Annotated in this window: 24 protein-coding genes and 2 pseudogenes; 20 read left to right on the forward strand and 6 right to left on the reverse strand. The window is 62.1% G+C overall.

Translation table 11 applies throughout. The annotated features are described in order from the left end of the window. Nucleotides 1–444: 444 nt before the first annotated feature. Both OKW30_RS37670 and OKW30_RS37675 read right to left on the reverse strand, forming a co-directional pair. Nucleotides 445–1770 (reverse strand): MFS transporter, encoded by a 1326-nt coding sequence (locus tag OKW30_RS37670; protein ID WP_187630036.1) that lies wholly within the window; start codon nt 1768–1770, stop codon nt 445–447. A gap of 177 nt (nt 1771–1947) precedes the next feature. Further along, nucleotides 1948–3042 (reverse strand): tartrate dehydrogenase, encoded by a 1095-nt coding sequence (locus tag OKW30_RS37675; RefSeq protein WP_184073493.1) that lies wholly within the window; start codon nt 3040–3042, stop codon nt 1948–1950. A 124-nt stretch (nt 3043–3166) separates the two neighbouring features. On the opposite strand from OKW30_RS37675, the gene OKW30_RS37680 reads away from it, so the two are divergent. The 7 genes from OKW30_RS37680 (at nt 3167) to OKW30_RS37710 (ending at nt 8037) form a co-directional block, all read left to right on the forward strand. Beyond that, complete coding sequence (locus OKW30_RS37680; RefSeq protein WP_429349141.1) at nt 3167–4093, forward strand: LysR substrate-binding domain-containing protein; 927 nt, start codon at nt 3167–3169, stop codon at nt 4091–4093. A gap of 205 nt (nt 4094–4298) precedes the next feature. Further along, nucleotides 4299–4781, forward strand: a complete 483-nt coding sequence (locus tag OKW30_RS37685; RefSeq protein ID WP_184073489.1) for a DUF2778 domain-containing protein — start codon at nt 4299–4301, stop codon at nt 4779–4781. Next, on the forward strand, nt 4778–5056 hold the full coding sequence (locus tag OKW30_RS37690) for a hypothetical protein (RefSeq protein WP_184030723.1): 279 nt from the start codon (nt 4778–4780) through the stop codon (nt 5054–5056). Before OKW30_RS37685 ends, OKW30_RS37690 begins: the two co-directional genes overlap by 4 nt. After that, nucleotides 5046–5516, forward strand: a complete 471-nt coding sequence (locus OKW30_RS37695; protein ID WP_429349142.1) for an Hcp family type VI secretion system effector — start codon at nt 5046–5048, stop codon at nt 5514–5516. Before OKW30_RS37690 ends, OKW30_RS37695 begins: the two co-directional genes overlap by 11 nt. Nucleotides 5517–5695: 179 nt before the next feature. Then, on the forward strand, nt 5696–6994 hold the full coding sequence (locus OKW30_RS37700; protein WP_429349143.1) for a TAXI family TRAP transporter solute-binding subunit: 1299 nt from the start codon (nt 5696–5698) through the stop codon (nt 6992–6994). Between the two features lie 235 nt (nt 6995–7229). Further along, the gene (locus OKW30_RS37705; RefSeq protein WP_187630226.1) at nt 7230–7433 is read left to right on the forward strand and encodes a DUF3562 domain-containing protein; all 204 of its coding nucleotides are present in this window, start codon (nt 7230–7232) and stop codon (nt 7431–7433) included. Nucleotides 7434–7575: 142 nt separating this feature from the next. After that, nucleotides 7576–8037 (forward strand): GNAT family N-acetyltransferase, encoded by a 462-nt coding sequence (locus tag OKW30_RS37710; RefSeq protein ID WP_018423974.1) that lies wholly within the window; start codon nt 7576–7578, stop codon nt 8035–8037. Nucleotides 8038–8132: 95 nt separating this feature from the next. Here OKW30_RS37710 and OKW30_RS37715 read toward each other — a convergent pair. Both OKW30_RS37715 and OKW30_RS37720 read right to left on the reverse strand, forming a co-directional pair. Beyond that, nucleotides 8133–8288: pseudogene (locus OKW30_RS37715) on the reverse strand (MFS transporter); the annotation flags it as partial. Nucleotides 8289–8407: 119 nt separating this feature from the next. Continuing rightward, nucleotides 8408–8689, reverse strand: a pseudogene (locus OKW30_RS37720) (IclR family transcriptional regulator domain-containing protein); the annotation flags it as partial. Between the two features lie 230 nt (nt 8690–8919). Between OKW30_RS37720 and OKW30_RS37725 the strand changes: the two are divergent. The 12 genes from OKW30_RS37725 to OKW30_RS37780 all read left to right on the forward strand — a co-directional run bounded on the left by OKW30_RS37725 (nt 8920) and on the right by OKW30_RS37780 (nt 19275). Continuing rightward, the gene (locus OKW30_RS37725; protein ID WP_184030734.1) at nt 8920–9216 is read left to right on the forward strand and encodes a hypothetical protein; all 297 of its coding nucleotides are present in this window, start codon (nt 8920–8922) and stop codon (nt 9214–9216) included. Between the two features lie 101 nt (nt 9217–9317). Further along, the gene (locus OKW30_RS37730) at nt 9318–11030 is read left to right on the forward strand and encodes an acid phosphatase (RefSeq protein WP_429349144.1); all 1713 of its coding nucleotides are present in this window, start codon (nt 9318–9320) and stop codon (nt 11028–11030) included. Between the two features lie 217 nt (nt 11031–11247). Further along, nucleotides 11248–11607 carry a DUF3564 domain-containing protein gene (locus OKW30_RS37735; protein ID WP_429349145.1) on the forward strand — a complete coding sequence of 120 codons (360 nt, stop codon included), beginning with the start codon at nt 11248–11250 and terminating at the stop codon, nt 11605–11607. A gap of 321 nt (nt 11608–11928) precedes the next feature. Beyond that, on the forward strand, nt 11929–12678 hold the full coding sequence (locus OKW30_RS37740; protein WP_429349146.1) for a DNA/RNA non-specific endonuclease: 750 nt from the start codon (nt 11929–11931) through the stop codon (nt 12676–12678). Then, entirely contained in the window at nt 12671–12931 is a 261-nt protein-coding gene (locus OKW30_RS37745) for a hypothetical protein (protein ID WP_184057752.1), read from the forward strand. Before OKW30_RS37740 ends, OKW30_RS37745 begins: the two co-directional genes overlap by 8 nt. A gap of 309 nt (nt 12932–13240) precedes the next feature. Continuing rightward, nucleotides 13241–14356 (forward strand): SpoIIE family protein phosphatase, encoded by a 1116-nt coding sequence (locus OKW30_RS37750; RefSeq protein WP_429349147.1) that lies wholly within the window; start codon nt 13241–13243, stop codon nt 14354–14356. A gap of 12 nt (nt 14357–14368) precedes the next feature. Beyond that, complete coding sequence (locus OKW30_RS37755) at nt 14369–14932, forward strand: SiaB family protein kinase (protein WP_429349148.1); 564 nt, start codon at nt 14369–14371, stop codon at nt 14930–14932. A gap of 19 nt (nt 14933–14951) precedes the next feature. After that, the gene (locus OKW30_RS37760) at nt 14952–15347 is read left to right on the forward strand and encodes a DUF1987 domain-containing protein (protein WP_090808074.1); all 396 of its coding nucleotides are present in this window, start codon (nt 14952–14954) and stop codon (nt 15345–15347) included. A gap of 1 nt (nt 15348) precedes the next feature. Further along, nucleotides 15349–16074 carry a GGDEF domain-containing protein gene (locus OKW30_RS37765; RefSeq protein ID WP_184073471.1) on the forward strand — a complete coding sequence of 242 codons (726 nt, stop codon included), beginning with the start codon at nt 15349–15351 and terminating at the stop codon, nt 16072–16074. After that, a complete protein-coding gene (locus OKW30_RS37770; protein ID WP_429349149.1) occupies nt 16001–18205 on the forward strand; it encodes a putative bifunctional diguanylate cyclase/phosphodiesterase in 2205 nt (734 codons plus the stop codon). The genes OKW30_RS37765 and OKW30_RS37770 overlap by 74 nt, the downstream gene beginning before the upstream one ends. A gap of 148 nt (nt 18206–18353) precedes the next feature. Beyond that, nucleotides 18354–18716 (forward strand): hypothetical protein, encoded by a 363-nt coding sequence (locus OKW30_RS37775; RefSeq protein WP_429349150.1) that lies wholly within the window; start codon nt 18354–18356, stop codon nt 18714–18716. Nucleotides 18717–18957: 241 nt separating this feature from the next. Next, a complete protein-coding gene (locus OKW30_RS37780; protein ID WP_184073465.1) occupies nt 18958–19275 on the forward strand; it encodes a hypothetical protein in 318 nt (105 codons plus the stop codon). Here OKW30_RS37780 and OKW30_RS37785 read toward each other — a convergent pair. Beyond that, nucleotides 19272–19979: a Crp/Fnr family transcriptional regulator gene (locus tag OKW30_RS37785; protein ID WP_429349151.1), complete on the reverse strand. Its 708-nt coding sequence runs from the start codon at nt 19977–19979 to the stop codon at nt 19272–19274. The two genes, OKW30_RS37780 and OKW30_RS37785, sit on opposite strands and share 4 nt — an antisense overlap. Nucleotides 19980–20079: 100 nt before the next feature. Here OKW30_RS37785 and OKW30_RS37790 point away from each other — a divergent pair, with 100 nt between their 5' ends. Then, nucleotides 20080–20607 carry a DUF962 domain-containing protein gene (locus OKW30_RS37790; protein ID WP_090808084.1) on the forward strand — a complete coding sequence of 176 codons (528 nt, stop codon included), beginning with the start codon at nt 20080–20082 and terminating at the stop codon, nt 20605–20607. Nucleotide 20608: 1 nt separating this feature from the next. Here the strand turns inward: OKW30_RS37790 and rarD are convergent, their stop codons facing one another. Beyond that, a complete protein-coding gene (rarD, locus tag OKW30_RS37795) occupies nt 20609–21505 on the reverse strand; it encodes an EamA family transporter RarD (RefSeq protein ID WP_187630216.1) in 897 nt (298 codons plus the stop codon). Nucleotides 21506–21621: the final 116 nt, after the last annotated feature.

The following is a 21621-nucleotide window of genomic DNA, read 5'->3' on the forward strand; positions in this document are numbered from 1 at the left end:
CGTCTTTCGACATCCCAAGTTAAGAGAAAACATCATTTACAGCGATCTGACAGATACAGCCATGCGTAGCCATTCCTGCTCATGCAACGAGCGGAGGACGGACGATAGGCCGGTTAGGACCAATCGTCCTTCGAAAAGGTGGCGGGCTGGCGTCGGTGTTCGATCAGCGCGCGGAGGTGGCACGCCGGAGACCGACATTCGCATTGAGAGTTGCTGCACCGGGCTGGATTTGCAGCGAGGTGTCGGCGGACACGCGCAAAGCGTTCGCGCGGAAATCCGCACAGAGGTGACTTTGTGAGTCAGCAGCGCGAATGGTGCGCCGCACGGTTCAGTATAGGCCGGGAGACCGGTAATGTCGGACAAAGGCGCGGCGGATTATCGCTAGCGTGTATTAGACCTCAAGCGTCGGCCCCGTTACCTGCTGGACCTGACGCGCAAGCTCTGCTATCTGCGCGCGTTCGAATGCCCGTGCCGTTCGCCCACCGCGGCAGGTGCAGACTTCGTCTGCCGGCTCAACATCAGCGTCACGACCGCCGACACCGCCAACGTCGCCCCGACCACATAAAGCCCCGCCGCATAGCCGCCCGTCACGTGCTTGAGCCAGCCGATCGCAAACGGCCCGACGAAGCCGCCGAGATTGCCGATCGAGTTGATCATGGCAATGCCCGCCGCCGCTCCGGCGCCCGACAGGAACATGCTCGGCATCGCCCACAGCGGCGCCTTCGCGGCGCTGATTCCGACGTTCACGACGACGAGCGCAAGCACGATCATCAACGCGGTGGTCGCATTACCGGCGAACACGAAGCCGAGGCACGCAAGCGCGCACGGAATCACGACGTGCCACGTACGTTCGTCGGTGCGATCCGAGTGCTTCGCCCATAGCACCATCGCGATCACCGCGAGCACGCTCGGCACGCCGGCGAGCAGCCCGGTTTCGAACGTGCCGAAACCGTATTGGCGGATGATCAGCGGCGCCCACAAGCCGAGCGTATAAAGCCCCGCCGAGGTGCCGAAGTAGATCAGCGCGAGCGCGAGCACGCGCGGATCGCGCAACGCGCTGAGCGCGCCGGCCGTGTGGCCCGCATGCGCGTGCCGCGCGTCGGCTTCGAGCTTCAGCCTCGCGATCAGCCAGTCGCGCTCTTCGGGCTGCAGCCACTCGGCTTGCGCGGGCTTGTCGGTCAGATACCTGAGCACGCAGAAGCCGAGGATGATCGCGGGCAATGCTTCGAGTATGTAGAGCATTTGCCAGTCGACGAGTCCGGCAATCGGCGGCAGTTTCATGATCGCGCCGGAAATCGGCGAGCCGATCGCAGTCGAGATCGGCGCGGCGGCCATGAACCATGCCGCCGCGACCGCACGCTGCCGCGCCGGAAACCACAGGCTCAGATACAGGATGATGCCGGGAAAGAAGCCCGCTTCCGCGACGCCGAGAATGAAGCGCAGCGCGTAGAAACTGTTCGGCCCGACGACGAACGCCGACGCGAGCGACACGAGCCCCCACGACACCATCACGCGAGCAATCCAGCGCCGCGCGCCGACCTTGTGCAGGATCAGGTTCGACGGCACTTCGAACAGAAAATAGCCGATAAAGAAGAGCCCGCCGCCGAGGCCGAACGCGGTCGGCGAAAGACCGATCGCCTTGTTCATCGACAACGCGGCGAAGCCCACATTCACGCGATCGAGAAAGCTCACGAAGTACAACAGCATGACGAACGGGATGATCCGCCGCATCAGCTTGCGGGACACCCGGCTTTCGAGTTCCGAAGTCATTGTCTCCTCCTGCGGCGCGCGGCTATTGACCGCGCGCGAGCCTCGCGCCGGCCGACGTTGGGCCGAGCTAGTCGAGTCAAGGTTGTGTGCCGGCCACGTCGTGGCCGGGGCGTAGACCGCGCGCCTGATTTGCGCGCGGTTCCGCTCAGTCCGGTTCAGTTCGCGCGAAGCCGGCGCTCAAGCCGCGTTCGCCGCGGGCGTCGCCGCCTGCTCGATGAACGCGCACGCGGCCGCCGTCACCTGCGCGGTCGTGGCCGTGCCGCCGAGGTCGCGCGTGTGCAGCGTTTTGTTCGCGGTCACCGCTTCGACGGCCTGCATCACGCGCCTGGCCGCGTCGAATTCGCCGAGGTGTTCGAGCAGCATCACGATCGACCAGAACGTGCCGACCGGATTCGCGAGCCCCTTGCCCATGATGTCGAACGCGGAGCCGTGGATCGGCTCGAACATCGACGGATAGCGGCGCTCCGGATCGATGTTGCCGGTCGGCGCGATGCCGAGGCTGCCGGCGAGCGCGGCCGCGAGGTCGCTGAGAATATCGGCGTGCAGATTGGTGGCGACGATCGTGTCGAGCGTCGCGGGACGGTTGACCATGCGCGCGGTCGCCGCGTCGACGAGTTCCTTGTCCCACGTGACGTCCGGAAACTCCTTCGAGATTTCGAGCGCGATCTCGTCCCACATCACCATCGCATGACGCTGCGCGTTGCTCTTCGTGATCACGGTCAACAGCTTGCGCGGACGCGACTGCGCGAGGCGGAACGCGAAGCGCATGATGCGCTCGACGCCGGCGCGCGTCATGATCGACACGTCGGTCGCGGCTTCGATCGGATGGCCCTGATGCACGCGGCCGCCGACGCCCGAATATTCACCCTCCGAATTTTCGCGGACGATCACCCAGTTCAGATCCTCGGGCTTGCAGTACTTCAGCGGTGCGTCGATGCCGGGCAGGATGCGCGTCGGGCGCACGTTCGCGTATTGGTCGAAGCCCTGGCAGATTTTCAGTCGCAGACCCCACAGCGTGATGTGATCGGGAATGTCCTTGTCGCCCGCCGAGCCGAACAGGATCGCATCTTTGTTGCGGATCGCGTCGAGCCCGTTGGCCGGCATCATCACGCCGTGTTGACGATAGTAGTCGCCGCCCCAGTCGAAGTTCTCGAACTCGAACGTGAAGGCGCGCGTGGTCTTCGCAAGAGCCTCGAGCACCTGCGCGCCGGCCGGCACGACCTCCTTGCCGATGCCGTCGCCGGGGATGGTTGCGATGCGATAGGTCTTCATGTCTCCGTCCTGTGCTTGGGGAATGGCGTGAGTGGACTCTAGCTCGATCCCACGGGTAAAAACCGGTGCTAAACTCAAAGCATCTTTAACTTGCATTCACAAATGCGAAGGCGCGGAAAAGACGATGCGCGACACCGTCCAGCCAGCCGATCTGGGCTTTTTCTCGACGCTCGCCGCGAGCGGCAGCCTCAGCGCGGCCGCACGCGAACTGGGGCTGACCGCGGCGGCCGTCAGCAAGCGCCTGACCCAGATGGAGCAGCGCGCGGGCGTCGCGCTCGTGAACCGCACGACGCGCCGCATGATGCTGACGCCCGAAGGCGAGCTATACCTCGAGCGCGCGCGACGGATTCTCGACGAGATCGACGAACTGGCCGAACTGCTCGGCTCGGCGAAGAAGACACCGAAGGGCTTGCTGCGCGTGAACGCGACGCTCGGCTTCGGGCGCAGCCATGTCGGGCCGGCGATCTCGCGCTTCGTCGCGCGGTATCCGCAGGTGTCGGTTCAACTGCAGTTGTCGGTCACGCCCCCGGCGCTTACCGACGACAGCTTCGACGTCTGCATCCGCTTCGGCGAGCCGCCCGATACCCGCGTGGTCGCGCGCCGGCTTGCGCCGAACCGGCGTCTGCTGTGCGCGGCGCCGTCGTATCTCGCGGCGCACGGCATGCCGCTCACGGCGCACGATCTGACGCGCCACAACTGCATCGGCATTCGTCAGGGCGACGAAGCGTACGGCGTGTGGCGGCTGACCTCGGGACGCGGCGCCGCGCGCAAGACCGCGGCGGTGCGGATCAAGGGCACGCTGACCACCAACGACGGCGAGATCGCCGTCAAATGGGCGCTCGAAGGACACGGCATCCTGATGCGCGCGGAATGGGACATCCGGCAGTATCTGACGGAAGGATCGCTCGTCCAGTTGCTGCCCGATCACGACACACCGAACGCGGATATCTTCGCGGTGTATTCGCCGCGGCATCAGATGTCGAATCGTATTCGCGCGTTCGTGGAGTTTATTGCGCGGGAGTTGGGGGGTGAGGTGGGGGTGGGGGCGTAGTGCAGCACAGCGATCGTGCGCACTCGTGATGTCATCAAAAGAGCGAGCAGCACGTCGGCCCAATTTTGCCTCGCTTTCCGAGTCGTCTGATTGAGCATGGTTCCGTCTTCGCCGAAGCTGACGGTGTCACGAACGTTACCTCGAGTCACCCGTCTTCTCGCTTCCGTCGCCACCACGGAGTGAACGCCTTTTCGATGTGTAAACCATGCCCGCCGAGTGCTATTTCACGCTTAACCGTCGACTCATCTCTGTATTGACCTGCAAAGGCTTTGGCAACGTGTCTGCTTTTTCGGGCAAACCAGCCCATGTCAACAACCCCGCAGATACAGCGGTCGCCGAAAGCGGTCCGCTTCCGCAAGGCCTGTACTACATCGTAGACCGACAGAGTGGCGGTCATCTGGGATGGCTGTATGACCTTGTCAAGGACGCATGGTCCGATGTCGATCATTCGACCTGGTTCGCGCTTTATCGAAACGACGGCGTGATTGACGATTGGACATTTATCAATGGCGTGAAGCGAGGCAACTTCCGCCTGCATCCGACCGGTCGCTGGGGAGAAAGTGAGGGATGCATCACGGTCACGGACCAGTCCCAGTTCGATCGCTTACGCTCGTTCTTGCTGTCGCACCCAACCCGGAAGATACCCGGCACCACACTGCAGTACTACGGTACGGTACTTGTGCAATGAAAACTGCCCTGCGGATTTTTACGGCCTTCGTGCTGACTGTCCCAGTCTGCCTTGCGTTGTCGACAATCGACCCGCTTGCGCGCTGGGTTGGCAGCGAATCCACGTTAGAAATCCTTCGCCCCCTCTTCAAGCTCGTTGGCGCCGTCGGTGTGGAGGGCGAAGAGGACGTGGTGGTTACGCTGCTGCTCGCAGTCAGTTTCCTACTATGCTGGGGGCTCTCGTGGGGCGGGTCCGTGCTTTTTGTTAGAAAGAGGTGTCGCCTTGATGTCAAATGACGTTTTCATAAAAATCGACGGGATTACGGGCGAGTCGCAGGACGCGGCACACCCGGACGAAATCGAGGTGATCAACTGGACATGGAAGATGGCACAGCGGCTCTCCATGATGTCCGGACCAGGAAGCGGCGTCAGCAAAGCCTCGGTCGACGACCTCGTGTTCTTCCACAACGTCGACCGGGCGAGTCCGAGCCTGATGTCCTATTGCCTGACCGGCACGCACGTTTCGAAAGCGGTTCTTACCATGCGCAGGGCGGGTGGCAGCCCCCTCGATTTCCTCAGGCTCACCATGAACGATGTATTCATCATGGGCGTAGAGATGACCGCACAACACGAACAGGTTCGCCTCTCTTTTGCCAGGGTCAAGCAGGAATACATCGTTCAAAATGCCAGAGGCGGCAGCAACGGCGTAGTTACCGGAACCTTCGACATCAGGGCCAACCGACCTGTGCCCCGATGACAGTGCCAGCCAGACCTTTTCAATGCACATCACTGACTATCCAATAAACCCCCCTGATATCGTAAAGTTGAGGAAATAGAGACCGCCTCCATCCCATTAGTCACCAAGGCCGGACCTGACCAAACCGGGTAACGATGCCGAGACCAGACCCCGCGCTGTCCCGCAGCCCGACAACCCCGATGACGCGGCGGCGCCGGCGTCTTCTGATCGTCGGCGCGATCGTGCTCATCGCCGCATTCGGCTGGATGCTCGCGCTCGTGCTCGAGCCCGCGTTCCAGCGCACGATCGTCATCACCACCGGTGCGGACGGCGGCATCTATCGCGGCTTCGCCGATCGCTACGCGCCGCTGCTCAAGCGCGAAGGCATCAAGCTCGACATCCGTAGCTCGTCGGGCTCGGTCGAAAACTACCAGCGGCTCGCGGACCCGAACAGCGCCTATCAGGTCGGCTTCATCCAGTCGGGCACGACCAGTCCGAATGACACCGACAATCTGCAAACCATCGCCGCCGTGTCGTACGAACCGATCTGGGTGTTCTATCGCGGCGATGCGACGATCGACCGGCTGTCGCAACTGCGCGGCAAGCGCATTTCGATGGGCGTGCCAGGCAGCGGGTTGCTCAACGTCTCGCAGGTGCTGCTCGGCTATAGCGGCGTCACGAGTCAGAACTCGACGCTGCTGCAGATGGACGCGAATGCCGCATACCAGGGGCTCGAAAGCGGTCAGGTCGACGCGGCATTCTTCATTGGCCGGCCCGACGCCGACATGCAGCACACGCTGCTCACCAGCAACCTGAAGCTGATGAGCTTCGCGCAGGCCGACGCACTGGCGCAAAAATTCCCGTCGCTGTCGAAGATCGTCTTGCCGCGTGCCTCGACGAGCGTCGCCGACGATCTGCCGCGCAGCGACGTCACGCTGCTCGCGGCGACGGCGCTGCTCGTGTCGAAGGACACGCTGCATCCGGCGCTCGTCTATCTGCTGCTCGACGCGGCGCGCACGGTGCACGGCGGCGAGGACTACTTCACGCCGCTCGGCACGTTCCCCAACCTGAACACCGAAGAATTCCCGATCTCCGACGAAAGCGTGCGGTACTTCAAATCGGGCCGGCCGTTTCTGTATCGCTACCTGCCGTTCTGGCTCGCGAGTCTGATCGAACGGCGGCTGCTGATTCTGGTGCCGTTCCTCGCGCTGCTGATCGGCCTCGCGCAGGCGCTGCCGCGCATGCTCGAAGCGCGGATGAAGAAACGCCTGTTCGTGTGGTACCGCGCGATCAAGGCGCTCGAGGACGAAGTGTGGAAGAACGCCGAGCCGTCTCGCGCGCAGATCGCGCAATGGAGTGAGGAGATTGAAAGCATCGACGCGAACGCTAGTCAGATCCGAATCCCGTACCGCTACTTTCAGGACGTTTACGCGCTGAAGCAGGCGATCGGCGTCGTGCGCGACCGGATCGCGCATGTAGCGCAGAAAGTGCAGAGGTAGAGACGACAGTCGCTTAGCCCTGTGCGTTTCCCGGGTATTCATCACCGCGCAGCCAGTTGATTTTCCGCACGGCCTCACCGCATGGGCGCTTGCCGCAGCGCAAGAAAAAAATCTCTGTGGAATCAGTCGAACGATAGGTCGATTCAATTGGCGCGCTCGCGATTCGCATCCTGTAATGGACTCCTACCGTCCGCGTCCCGTCCATCCAGCCTGCCGTCCTACCCGGAGAGAGACCATGTCCCAGCCTGAGCCAAAAGTAGACGAAGTGGTCCGAAGCATCGCCGAGGAAACCGACACGCCGGCAGAAACGGTGTCGCGCATGTACGCCGATACGCTCGCCGAATTCCGGAACGAGGCGCGCGTGTTCGACTACGTGCCGCTGTTCGCCGCGAAGAAGGTCCGCAACGAGCTGCTTCACAAGCAACATCGCGAGCACTGACTCGCGGTATGCGGTGATGCATCGGCTCACCGCGCTGTCGCACGCGTCGTGGCTCCAGATTTTGCGCGCGGGTTGGAGCTAACAATCGCGTCGCAAATTTTTTATGCTGGCGGTTCCACAGCTTTCCAAAGGAACCGTCCACATGTCCGCCCCGCTGCAGATTCGCGCCGTCACCCGTGACGATTTCGATGCATGGTTGCCGCTATGGGACGCCTACAACGCGTTTTATGGCCGCTCGGGCGAGACCGCGTTGCCGCGCGAGATCACGCAAATCACGTGGAATCGCTTTTTCGATGGCTACGAGCCGATGCATGCATTCGTCGCGGAACGCGCCGGGCAATTGCAGGGCATCGTGCATTTTCTCTATCACCGTCATACGACCATGGCGGGGCCGATCTGCTATCTGCAGGACCTGTACACGCTCGATAGCGAGCGCGGCAAGGGTGTCGGCCGTGCGCTGATCGAGGCCGTCTATGCGCGGGCAAAAGCCGACGGCGCGCAACGCGTCTACTGGCAGACGCACGAGACGAATCACACCGCGATGCAGCTCTATGACAAGGTCGCGGATAAGTCCGGCTTCGTGGTTTATCGCAAAGCGCTTTAGCGCTCAGCGCTTCATCAAGGCTCATCAAAGACGAAAGGCGCACCACCCGGTGCGCCTTTCGTTTTACTGCTCAAGCGGTCATCACGCAGTCCCGGTCAAGCCTCGAGCTGCTCCAGCACCTTGCCCTTGGTTTCGATACCGAGGAAGTGCACTGCGACCGCCGCGAGGAACGGCACGGCGGCGAGAATATAGAACGCCACTTCCAGGTTGCCACCGATCATCGTCTTCGACACGATCGCCGGCGCGAAGATCGTCGTTCTGATGATTTTGACGACGTGACACGGCGAGTCCGACTGTGCAATGCAGCAGGACTCGCCGACAGATATGAAATAAGTATTTGAAGTAGTTGCGCCGTGAAGTCAGCGCGCACTCAATGCGCGGCAATCGATCTGCGGCGCGCCTGCATCGCGGTCGGATCGTCCTGCCTCGGGCGATAGCTCAGGCGCTCGGACAGCTCCAGCGCCGCCTGGCATACGGCGATGATCAGCGGCTCGCGCTCGGCGGTCTCGCCGATATCCGAACGCGGGATCGTCACCGTCAACGCGGCGGCGATCTTACCGCTCTGGTCACGCACCGGCGCGCTCACCACCGAAATCCCCCGCTCGAACGACGCCTCGCTGACCGCATAGCCAAGCGCCGCGCTCTCGCGCGCACCGTTCATACACTGCCGCACGCGGTTTGGCCTGCCTGCGTCCCACTCCTGTCTGCTCTTCTTTTGCCATCTTGGCTGCCGTCTCTATGCGGTTCATCGGGTTCAATTCAGGTTGATAGCGCGAAGCATGCGGCGAATCGGCCATGCGGGGTGCTATGCTTTGATCCGGTCCGGCGGCGCGGTGTATTCCAGTCGCTCGCTCGCGCCGCCCAAGCGTAGGAGGCCACGTCATGTCCAACGCGGTCCAGATTCAGGTTGCCGACTCGCATCTTTATCCGGGCTGCGCGGTGCGCATCGCGAATCTTCCCGAGCCGGCCTGCGCGTCAAACGTCGCCGAGGCGCGCGTCGAATTCGCGGACGGTTCCGGTGCGCACGCCACCTGCCATCGGCGCGCACATGACGAACTCGAATTGACCGTCGACCGTTATGCGACGCAAAAACGTCATCCGATCGACGCACGGCACTGGCTACTATTGGCCGTCGATGCCACGCATCACAGTTGGCGCGTCAAGCGTCGGCTGCCGTAAAGCTGCGAGGCCTGCCGCCCTCGGCGGACCCGTAACCGGTGTCGCGCGCGCCGCTTCGAGCGGCGCCGATGCGACCGTCACGTCTCCTTCGGAACTCACCGATGACCGACCACGATCCTCACCTGCCGCCGAAACTGGACAACCCCGATTCAATCGATAACACCAACGACGCCCCCGACGATCCCGAACGCCGGCGCGTACTGACCGGTCTCGCGGCGGTCGGCCTCGGCCTTGCGCTGACCGGCTGCAAAACAGGCGAGGGACTCGCAGGCAACGGGCCGCCGCGCAGCGCCGCCGACTTGCGGCTCGACGCCGCGCTGCACGATCAGGTGAAGAACATCGTGGTGATCTACGCGGAGAATCGCAGCTTCGCGAACCTGTACAGCAACTACCCGGGCGTCCAGCATCCGCTCGACGCGGTCACCGCCGAGCAATACGTCCAGCTCGACCGCGATGGCAAGACGCCGTTGCCGCGGCTGCCGGCCATCTGGGGCGGGCTCGTGCCGCAGGCGCAGGAAGTGGACGGCAAGCGCTACATGATCGGCGAAAAGGATCTCGATCATCTGCGCAACCGGCCGTTCCGCATCGTCGATGCGCACGGCGCGCCGCTGCCGACCGGCGTGATCACGCGCGACCTCATCCATCGCTTCTATCAGAACCAGATGCAGATCAACGCGGGGCGCAACAACCAGTTCGCCGCGTGGGGCGATTCCGGCGGCCTTGTGATGGGGCACTACCGCAATTCCGCCGACACGCTGCGTCTGTGGAATCTCGCGCAGCAGTACACGCTGTGCGACAACTTCTTCATGGCCGCCTTCGGCGGCTCGTGGCTGAACCATATCTTCCTGATCTCGGCGCAGGCGCCCTACTATCCGGACATCCACAATAGTCCGGCGAAGAAGATGGTGTCGGTCGTGGAAGGCGAGGATCCGACCGGCACCCGTTTGAAGCTCGCGCCCAATTCGCCTGCGTCGGCGCTCGACGGTCCGCCGAAGTTCGTCAATGACGGCGCTTTCACCGCCGACGGCTACGCAGTCAACACGATGGCGCCGCCCTATCAGCCGAGCAGCGTGCGTCCGGCCGAAGGCGGCGACCCGGCTTTCGCAGATCCGTCGAACCCGCGGGTGATGCCGCCGCAGAATTACGCGACGATCGGCGACCGGCTGACCGGCAAGGGCATCGACTGGGCGTGGTACAGCGGCGCGTGGCAATTCGCGCTCGATCATCGCGATACGGGGTCGATGCCCGACTTCCAGTACCACCATCAGCCGTTTAACTACTTCGCCAATTACGCGCCGGGCACCGCCGCGCGCCGCCGCTATCTGCGCGACGGCGGCATGGGTAACGACGCGTCGACCAATCGCCTGATTGCCGACATCGACGCGGGACGTTTGCCGACCGTGACGTTCTATAAACCGCAGGGCGACCTGAACATGCACGCGGGCTATGCGGACGTCGCCTCGGGCGACCGTCACATCGCGACGCTGATCGAGCACATCCAGCGCGGCCCGCAATGGCAGAACACGGTCGTGATCGTCACCGTCGACGAGAACGGCGGTTGGTGGGACCACGTCGCGCCGCCGATCGGCGATCGCTGGGGTCCGGGTTCGCGCGTTCCCGCGCTCGTGATCTCGCCGCTGGCGAAGAAGGCTTATGTCGATCACACGGTGTACGACACGAACTCGATTCTGCGTTTCATTAACCGTGTGCATGGACTCGCGCCACTCGATGGCGTGGTCGCGCGCGACAAGGCATTCGCAAGCAACGGACTCGCGCCGCTCGGCGATCTGACCGCTTCGCTCGATCTCGCTTGAGCGCCTCTCGGCTGCGTTGATTTGTCGCGGCTCGCGGTCTGCATGTGGCCGTTACTGCATGCATATCGCGTACGGCGCGGCGCAGTAAGGATTCACCGTACCTCGCCACATCTTTTGGCGACTTGATTTTCCATTCGCACGTCATGCCTTTGTCTTGCATAAAGCGCCGCGCCGCCTAGACTGATAAAGCGCTTCGCAATTTATGAACGGAACTGATATGCGACTGACCATCCTGATTAACGGTTCCGATCCCACCGTAAGCCATGATTACGCTGTGCTCTGGCTCGATACCGATGAACATCGGTGGTCGAGAGAAGCGCATCAAGGGATCGACCTGCCCCCATGGGGCGAACTGCGCGACGAAAACGGCGTGACCACGCTGTGCGCACCGAGCGCCGAGGCGCCGCTTTGTACGTTGCGCGGTCTGCACGTCGATCGCAAGGAGCGAGTGAGCGCCGCGCAAGGCGCCGCTGCATGGACCGCGCTGCCAACACGCAAGGCGGCTAGCGGCTACTGGCGTTTGCAGGCGGTGGATCGTCAAAAAGTGCACGCTGAAAACAGCGTGTTCGGTAATTAAGTTCTGGCGCGATTCGTCGCGCTTCTCTTTTCCGGTCGAAACTTCCGGCTCATTGCACGAGCACTGTTCGTACGCGTAAATCTGTTCGTGCGCAATCGAACATAACGTGCCGCGATATCGCAAAGCCTTAAGACATTCTTAAGATTGCGTGCGTAGATTCGGAAGTCCACGCATTCGGGTCGCTGCAAAGCGGCCCACTTTTTTGTCCGGCGCACGCCGCCTCTGCCGTTTCCAATTCCCTTCCTTCGATTCGCATTGTGCAGTCGCTCGCTGCGGGCCGCGACGCTATACTTGCGTCCCCGTTCATCGAACCACCGACACATGAAGAAGTGGCTTGCCTGTCTGTTACTCGCCGTCGCCGCTCATGCGAGCGCGGCGCCTTCCTGCACCGGATTCACGCCGAATGCGCAATGGCCCGTCCTCACCAATCAGAAGATGGCGCCGAAAACGCGCCTGCTTTGTTATAGCGATTTCGCGGTGCTGCATTCGGGTATCACGCACGGTCCGCTGTGGTCTGCCGAGCATCTGACGCGTGAGCACATCGAAGAAGCGAAGGACATGGTGCGCACCAACAAGTTCTTCGAAGACGCGCGTCTGCCCGAAGGCGAAGGCGCGACACTCGCCGACTACAAACGCAGCGGCTTCGATCGCGGTCATATGAGTCCGGCGGGTAATCGGTGGAACGACGAGGCGATGGCGCAATCGTTCTCGCTCGCGAACATCGTGCCGCAAAATCGTCAGAACAACCAACGATTGTGGGCACGCATCGAAACCGCCGTGCGCAAGATCGCACTGGCCTACGACGACACGTACGTCGTCACCGGACCGCTGTTCACCGGCCAGCAATTGCAGACGATCGGACCGACGCGCGTGTTCGTGCCCACCCAGTTGTACAAGGTCGTCTACGTGCCGTCGCGTCAACTGGCCTTCGCAGTCGTGGTTGATAATGTAGCGACCAACCGCTACGACATCCACACGATTCACGAACTCGAAGCGATGTCGGGCATCCGCTTTCCGGGCATTCCGGACAACCTCAAGGACCAGCGGCCAGGAGGACTGAAAGGTGTTTAAGCCCTATTCGAACGATGACGACGTGCTCAACATTCAAGGCGATGCGCTCACGCTCAGCAATGGCACGACGCGTGTCGTGCTGAACGGCACGCTCGAATTGACGCGCGATCAACGCGGACTGAAGGCGGCGCTCGCGTTGAAGGAAGCGCTCGATGCGATCGTCGCGAGCCTGCAGGCGCAGAAGGATTTACCGGCAAAGGTGCAGGACGAGCCGGATGCTAAACCGGGTATCGTACAGAACCCGTTTCAATAACGGATTCGGCGGCGTTGCATTTGCGCAACCTCGCAGATCGCAATTTTTACTGATGTCGGTCACGCAAACCTTTGCGTGACCGCTAGTTTTCTAATCTCGCGCCAATAGAGCGGATCGCCTCCCCTCTGTCACATAATGTACATAGAGAAACCTTAGCGTGCGAGGTTTCTTCACACATCGACTGGCGTCTCCATGCATGCTGCGTTCTCGAGATTTCGCCGTTCTTCCGCACAGGGTAATCCGCGCACTGCCGGAGACTTGTGCCAGGAAGTTCCATCCGTAGACGTTGAAGATCCCAACTCCGTGGTCATGGAGATCTTCTCGGCGCGCCGCGACATGCAGAGTCTCGCTGTCATCGACGACCACCGTCCCATCGGCCTGATCAACCGCGATATCTTCATGTCGCAAATGAGCAAGCCGTTCCATCGAGAGCTTTACGACAAGAAGAGTTGCATCGCGTTCATGGACAAGGAACCGCTCATCGTCGACGCCGACGTGAGCATCGAAGCGCTGACGTTCAGGACCGTCGAGGCCGGAGAAAAAGCGCTGGTCGATGGTTTCATCGTGACACGTGACGGACTCTTCTCGGGTCTCGGCAGTGGTCTGCAGCTTATCAGTGCGGTCGCGGAAATGCAGGCGGAGAAGAACCGCCAGATCATGCAGAGTATCGAGTACGCCAGCGTGATACAGCGCGCCATGTTGCGTGCTTCCAGCGAGACCCTGTCGATGAAGCTGCGCGACGCGGCGATGGTCTGGGAACCTCGCGACGTCGTCGGCGGCGACTTCTATCATTTCGCGGCCTTTCCGAACGGCTGGTTTGGCGCTGTTGCCGATTGCACCGGACATGGCGTACCGGGCGCCTTCATGACCTTGCTTGCTTCGGCGTCACTGTCGAAGGCGCTCGAACACATCGGTCCGCGCGACCCCGCCGCGCTACTGGCGGCCGTCAATCAAAACGTCAAGGGCTTGCTTGGGCAAGTGAACAGTGCCGACGAAGGAACCCAATCCAACGACGGTCTGGATACCGCACTCTTCTGGTTCGACGCCACGCAGAGCGTGCTGCATTTTGCCGGCGCGAGGATCGCTCTGCACATCCTGTCGCCCGCTGCCGCGGAGTTTGAAACGATCGACGCCGACCGCATGGGTGTCGGTTATGTGGACAGTCGCGCCGACTATGCGTGGAGCTTGCGTTCGATTCCGGTCACGGCGGGCAGCCTGCTGTTCATCTATACCGACGGCCTCACCGATCAGATCGGCGGCCCGCGCAACATTTCTTTCGGCCGGCGCCGTGCGCTCGACCTGATACTCGAAAACCGCGCCGAAACTCCGGCGACGATTTGCGAGCGCGTCCGGCTCGCGCTCGCGGAGTGGCAAGGCAAGCAACCGCGCCGTGACGACGTCACGCTTTTCTGTGCCCGCATTTAGTGAATTCCCAGAATGTCCCCACTACTAGAACAAGACAGCGCCTTTTTCGAACTCGCGCAGCGGCGCAACGTGCTCTTCTATCACAAGGGCTACTTCTCCCATAACATCGTCGCGTCGATGGGCGAAGTCGTGAAACTGCAGCTCGAAGTCGCCGGCGTCAGCGGTCCTACTCGCCGCAAACTCTTCTCGTCCTTTATCGAGCTGGCACAGAACATCGTTCATTACTCGTCGAACGCGCTGGAGCCCGGTGGCGAACGGGCAGGCGAGATACGCGAGGGCGCGGTGTGCATCTCCAGGCACGGCGAACATCACGTAATGTTGTGCGTCAATCCTATCGCGACCGCCGAAGTCGAGGACCTGCGAAGCAGGTTGGAGCCTCTGCGCAACATGTCACTCGAAGAAATCAAGCAAGCGTACAAGGTTTCATTGCGCACCGACGCTCCGAAAGACAGCAAGGGCGCCGGGCTCGGCTTCCTGACGATGGCGCGCGATGCGAGCGCGCCGCTTGAATTCGCTTTTCATCCGCGTGCCGACGAACCGGGCACCACGCTGTTTTGCCTCACGGCCATCATCTGAGCAGGAAGGCACACGAACAATGGAAAACCTACACATCCCCGCGACGACGACGTCGCCCGAAGTCGATTTTCGCTTCGACCAACACGCGTTGTCGATCAGGGGAGAGTCTTACCCCGAAAACGCAGCCGCCTTTTACGCGCCGATCATCGAGCAGATGCGCAAATACCTCGCCGCGAACGCCGGGGCCGAGATCACCATCGACGTCGCGCTGACGTACTTCAATAGCTCGAGTACCAAAATGCTGTTCAGCATCTTCGACGCGCTCGATCAAGCGGCGGAATCGGGAAGCCGGGTGTCGATGAACTGGTATCGCGACGAGGAAGACGAGACCATTGCCGAATTCGGCGAAGAACTGAAAGCCGATTTCCGCGCGATCGAGTTCACCGATCGTCCCATTGCGCAGCAGGGGAAGTAAAGTGCGTTCGACCTCTTCCCTTGACGTGTCCTCGGGCGGCGCACCCGATCTGTTCCAGAACGAGAGCACCGCGCTGGCAAAGGCTCGGGCCATGCATTCGATCATCGATGCGGACCCCGCGGAGTATCGCCAGTCGTTGGGCGAACTGATCGAGCACTTCCAGCGCCTGATGCGCGAGACACGGCGCCTGATCGGCCGCAGCGACCGGGCCGAACGCGAGATGCAGGCGCTGGCCCAGCAGTTGGCGTATCGCGCATCGCACGACGCGTTGACGGGCGTACTGAACCGCAGTGCCGTGATCGAACGGACCACCAAGGTCTTGCGCATCAGCAGCGCGGTGATGATCATCCTCGACATCGACGAATTCAAGCGGATCAACGACGACTACGGCCACCCCACCGGCGACGCGGTCATTTCGGGGGTCGTCGATTGTCTGCGCAGAATCGTCGGGGAACAAGGCTTCATCGGGCGAGTGGGCGGTGAGGAGTTCACCGTCCTGCTGCCCGGTCATGAACCGGCCAGCGGTGCCATTCTTGCCGAGCGCATGCGAGAAGCCATCGGTGACTCGCTGGTCGTTCCACCCGTCGAGCGCCGCATCACGGCCAGCTTTGGCGTCAGCATCAACGAGGTCGGAACCTGTTTCGACACCGCATATGGCCTCGCCGATGCGGCTCTGTACCGCGCCAAGCGAAGCGGGCGCAACCGCGTGGAATTTGCCGATCGATAGGCGGATAAGCAGACCCATCGCGCGCCGTTACAGGCAGATCCGGAGCGCCCTAAGGCAAGTCATGCAGCCACCTAAACATTCACTATCCGGGCGGGTCGGTGTTCGCCCGCGCCGGGTTGACGGAAAGGGAAGGGCCTTGGGACAGGAAGCAACGCGCAAAGCCGGTACTGTCATAGCCGTGCTTGCCATTCTCGCTGTCATTGCGACGAGTACCTTCCTCGCAATCCGCCAGAGCAGCGAGCAGGACAGTTCGCTTCGGACGATCCAGGCTTCCGGGCGGCTGCGCCATGATCTCGACCAGGTTCAGCAAGTCATGCTCGATGAGCATGCGACGCTCTACACCTCGATCGCAACGGTGCCGCTTTACAACCGCGCCGCTTATAGCTTTCCGATGCTGGAACTGCTCGCGTTGACGCGCGACGCGCGCGAGAGCTGCAGCGAGAATCAGGAATGCATATCGAGGCTGTCGGATCTGGACGACATGATCGGCAGACTTAGCGAGCTGAGCTTTGGTCTTGCGCGCAAGATCGCGGAACATCCCGGCAGTGTGGCAGTGGGCGACCCCAGACTCGAAGAAATCGACGCCTATTTCTATAGCGTTCTCGAGCGGGTCGTCGACGTACGACTCGCGGCCGACGCCAAGGTCGCTTTAGTCGTCAGCAAATCCTCGTTGGATGGGAAGTGGTTTACGCGCATGCTGTTGAGCTGCGGCGTCGCTTCGGCCTTGTTGCTGCTTTCGCTGATTCACGGGAACGGGCGCATTGGAGCGCATCTTCGTCGTTCGCTCACAAGACTCGAGCATCAAGCCAGGTATGACGCCCTGACCGATCTGCCGAACCGGGTGCTGCTCGGCGAACATCTTTCAGAGTCGCTCGTCCGCGCGGCAGCGACAGGTCAGAACGTTTCCGTCATGTTCCTCGATCTCGATCGTTTCAAGGACGTCAACGATTCGCTCGGACACCGCATTGGCGATTTGCTGCTACAGGCCGTGGCGCGAAGGCTTCAGCGTCTGCTGCGCGCGACGGATTTCGTCGCGCGCTACGGGGGCGATGAATTCGTCATCGTCGCGGAACGGGCCGACGCGAAGCAACTCACCGAAATGCTGGACACGCTCATTCACGAGATGAGCGAGCCGTATCGCATCGGCGAGCACGAGCTTTATCTCGAAGCAAGCATCGGCGTCAGTACTTTTCCACAAGACGGCGCCCAGCCGGAACTGCTCACGCGAAATGCCGATGCCGCGTTGTACGTGGCGAAATCGCGTGGGAGAAACGGCTATCAATTCTACGAACCGGAGCTGAGCCGGGCGGCCGCCGAGAAGTTGCGGCTCACGACGCGACTGCGGCGCGCGGCGAAAGCCAATGAGTTGTATCTGGCGTATCAGCCGCAAATCGACATGAAAACCGGATGCATCGTCGGTGCCGAGGCACTTTTGCGGTGGCACGACGACGAACTCGGTGAAGTCTCGCCGGCCGTCTTCATCCCGCTTGCCGAAGAAACCGGTCTGATCCAGAGCATCGGCACGTGGGTATTGCGGCAGGCGTGTCTGCAGGCGAGCGCATGGGTACGCTCGGGGCTTCCGCCCGTGCGCATATCGGTCAATGTTTCGCCACTTCAACTCGAACGGGCGGACCTTCCGGGCGTAGTGCGCTCGGCACTCGACGATGCCCATTGGCCCGCCGAACTGCTGGAGCTCGAAGTCACCGAGGGCACGTTGATGCGCAACGCTGAAGAAGCGCAACGGGCTTTTCGCGAACTGCGCGAACTCGGTGTGTCCATCGCTATCGACGACTTCGGCACGGGTTATTCGAGCCTCAGCTATCTGAAACGCTTTAGCGTCGACCGCATCAAGATCGATCGCGCCTTCGTTTGCGAAATCGGCAGAGACAAGGAACTTGAAGCTCTGTCGCTTGCCATCATCGCGATTGCTGAAACGCTGAGCTTCGACGTCGTCGCTGAAGGGGTCGAGCTCGACGTCCAGCGCGAGTTTCTGGTCCGTCACGGATGCACGGTGGCCCAGGGTTTCCTGTTTAGCCCCGCGGTCTCGCCGGAGGCTTTAGCGCAATTGCTCGGCAAGACCGCGGTCGCGTCTTCATTGAGCGTGGCGTCTTTCCGGGGATTCGCTTTGTGAGTCGCAACATGTATCCGCGCTGACGCACTACTTACGTTTTGTCACCAGCGCGGCGTCAACTCCTGTATTCCGCCCTACGTTAAACCGGCAGCGCTGAAATGATTCAGCCGCGACAAACGAATCCACCGATTCAACCTGGAGTCACATCATGAAGACGCTGTTCGCCGCTGTTGCTTCCGCACTGCTCGTGTCGACCGCCTTTGCTCAAACGGCCGCACCGTCTGCCGCACAACCCGCGCAAACCACGCAGTTGCCAGCCACCGGCCAGGCGAATCTGAAGGCAGGCACCGCGGTACAAGCCGGCGCGACCGCAATGAAAGCGCCTGCCGAAGCCGCTACGCAAAAGCACATGAAAAAGACTTCCGCCCATACGAAGAAGGCCCACAAGTCCACGGCCAAAATTGCCGTCGAAACGAGCGCAGCGAAGACTAAAACGGAGAGTGCGAAAGAGGCCAGCACTGCCCCGGCGAAAGCCGACGGCGCACAAGCCGACACGACCAAAACGCAATAACACGTGATCGGTTTCGGCGCTGACCGGCCATGCAGGTGCTGTTCAAATAGAAGTTGATCGAAGCCGGACTGTGCCGTTCAGGGAGGGCGAGTCTTATGACTCGCCTTTTTTTATGCCGCGTGTCATTTCCCGTCGTATCTTTTTGCCGACAAACGCGCGAATTTTTGCACCGTCTTTACTCGCGGACGACTACTCTCGAATTGTTCCAATTCACCATCGCGTCGCACGAACGCCGCATCACATGGCTCTTACGCAATCGCTCGACAAGCTCTCGCCGCAACCTGCCAGCAAGCAGGTTCAACACAGCAACGTCATTCCGTTTCCGTCGGCGCGCGCGGCTCTACTCGTGACGCTGCCGCACGCTCACTTGCGCGCACTGCTTCATTCGCCGCTCGGCGTCTACGTAATCAACACGGAAACCGTGCGCGAAGAAGACCGCGTGCAACTCGACATCGCGTGCGAAGATCTCCACTTCACGTTGCACATGCTGCTCACCACGTTGCCCGCCGCGACGATCGGTCCATTGAAACGTCGCGTCAGCCGCCCGAGCGCGCGTTAAATGCGCTCGACGAAAGCCTGTTTACGCAGCGTGTCGGCATCGACGATTTCGATCTCCGCATAGCGCAGCTTCAACGCGCCCTGCGTCTCGAAGTGCTTGAGCACCTGATTGATCGTCTGCCGCGACAACGCGAGCATCATCGCCAGGTCTTCCTGCGGGACCTTCAGCACGTTGCGCAATGCGCCGGGTTCGCCATAGCCGCCCGCCATCAGCAACAGGCGCCGCGCGACACGCGGTGCGGCCGGCAATAGCGCGGCTTCCTCGATCGCCTCGAACGCCAGACGCAACTTGTGCGCGAGCAGCAGACCGAACGCATGCCAGTAAGCCGGCGTGCGCTCGAGCAACGCGGCGAGCGCCGCGCGCGGCACATGAAACAGCGCGGTATCGCGTTCGGCATAGGCGTCGTGGGTGCGCGATCGATCGTCGAACAGCGCGATCTCGCCAAACCAGTTCACCGGCTCGATCACCGCGAGCAACGCTTCCTTGCCGGTCGAACTCGCCGCGCCGATTCTGACGAGGCCGTCGAGCACGCAGTACAGGCCGTCGTCGGCAGCGCCGCGCGTGAAAAGCCGCTGACCTGCCGCGAGAGATTCGACGCGCCCCGCGTCGAGCAATTGCACCCGCAGCCCGGCTGGCGCGGCGCGAAACCACGCGCTGCGCTCGAGCAGCCCGGCAAGCTCCTTCGATGAAAAACGCTCTGTCATGGACGGTATCCGTGGACGGTCGTTGCTGATTGTCGGCTACCCGATGGTTTGAAAATCCGCTGCCCGCGATTATGCTGACTTTGACACAGGAGCGGCCCTGATGAGAACGCTGACGCAGCAACTGACGCAATACGCGGCCTACCATCGCGACCGGCGCAATATCGCCACGCACTTCGTCGGCATTCCGATGATCGTGCTCGCGCTCGCGGTGTTGCTGAGCCGCCCGTCGTTTGGCGCCGGGATGTTCCCGGTCACGTTGTCGCCGGCGTGGCTGCTGTTCGTGGCGGCGACCGTCTACTACCTCGCGCTCGACGTGCCGCTCGGCGTGCTGATGGCCTGCGTCTCGGCGCTCTGTGTCGGGTTCGGCGAGTGGATCGCCGCGCAAACGACGCTCGTGTGGCTCGCGACCGGCATTGGGCTGTTCGTGGTCGGCTGGGTGTTCCAGTTCGTCGGCCACGTGGCCTACGAACATCGCAAGCCGGCATTCGTCGACGACGTGATCGGCCTGTTGATCGGCCCGCTATTCGTGCTCGCCGAAGCGCTGTTCGGTGTCGGCTGGCGCCCCGAGCTGCGCGATGCGATCGAGGCTGAGGTAGGCCCGACGCGCATCGCTGAGCGAGCGCCGTAGTTCAGTTCGACGCGAACCGAACGAAGCGCACGCTGTGCAGCGCGGTCAGCGCGACGGCGATCCAGATCGGCACATAGGTCGCGAGTTGCGCGACGCTCAGCGTTTCGCGCAGCAGCGTGATCGACACGAACACGAGCAGCACCGGCTCGACGTAGCCGAGGATGCCGAACAACGCGACCGGCAACAGTCGGCTCGCCTTCAGATACGAAGCGAGCGCGAGCGTGCTCAACGCACCGAGGCCCGGCAATAGCAGACACCACATTTCGGCGCGGCCGGCGATCGCTTGCAGCGAGCCGCCGCTGAGAATGCACACGGCGGCCACCGGCAGCAGCAACGCCATCTCGACGGTGAACATCGCGAGCGAATCCTGATTGATCTGACGACGCACCACGAAATAAGGCGGATAACCGAGCGCGACGACGAGCGTCGGCCACGAGAACGCACCCGTCACCCACAGTTCGTGAGCAACGCCAACCGCCGCGCACGCGACCGCGAGCCACTGCAACGCGTCGAGCCGCTCGCGATAGTGGAAGCGCCCGACCAGCACCATCGCGAGCGGCAGCAGGAAATAGCCGAGCGACACTTCGAGCATGCGCCCGTGCAGCGGCGCCCACAGAAACAGCCACAGCTGTACGCCGAGCAGGCCCGCAGCCACGGCCATCGCGGCACCGAGCTTCGGCTGCGTCATCATTTGGACAACGAGCGCGCGCAGAATCGGCAGGCGCTTGCGCACCGCGACGAGCAGCAGCGCGCCGGGCACGGTCCACACGATGCGCCACGCGAAGATGTCGAGGCCCGACAGCGGTTTGAGCAGCGTCGCGTAAGCGGACAACAATGCGAACATCGCCGACGCGCCGACCGACAATGCGATCCCGCGCCTGAAGTCGTTGTGATTCATTGCGCGGTCGGGGATCGGTGTGACGCGTGGGCTTGCGGCGCGCGACGCAGGCTCGCGGCGTTCGTTGTCGTCATGAATATGAAGTCTCGTGAGCAGGCGGCCACGCGGGCAAAGCG

The organism is Paraburkholderia sp. Clong3 (assembly GCF_050436485.1).
Lineage (GTDB): Bacteria > Pseudomonadota > Gammaproteobacteria > Burkholderiales > Burkholderiaceae > Paraburkholderia > Paraburkholderia tuberum.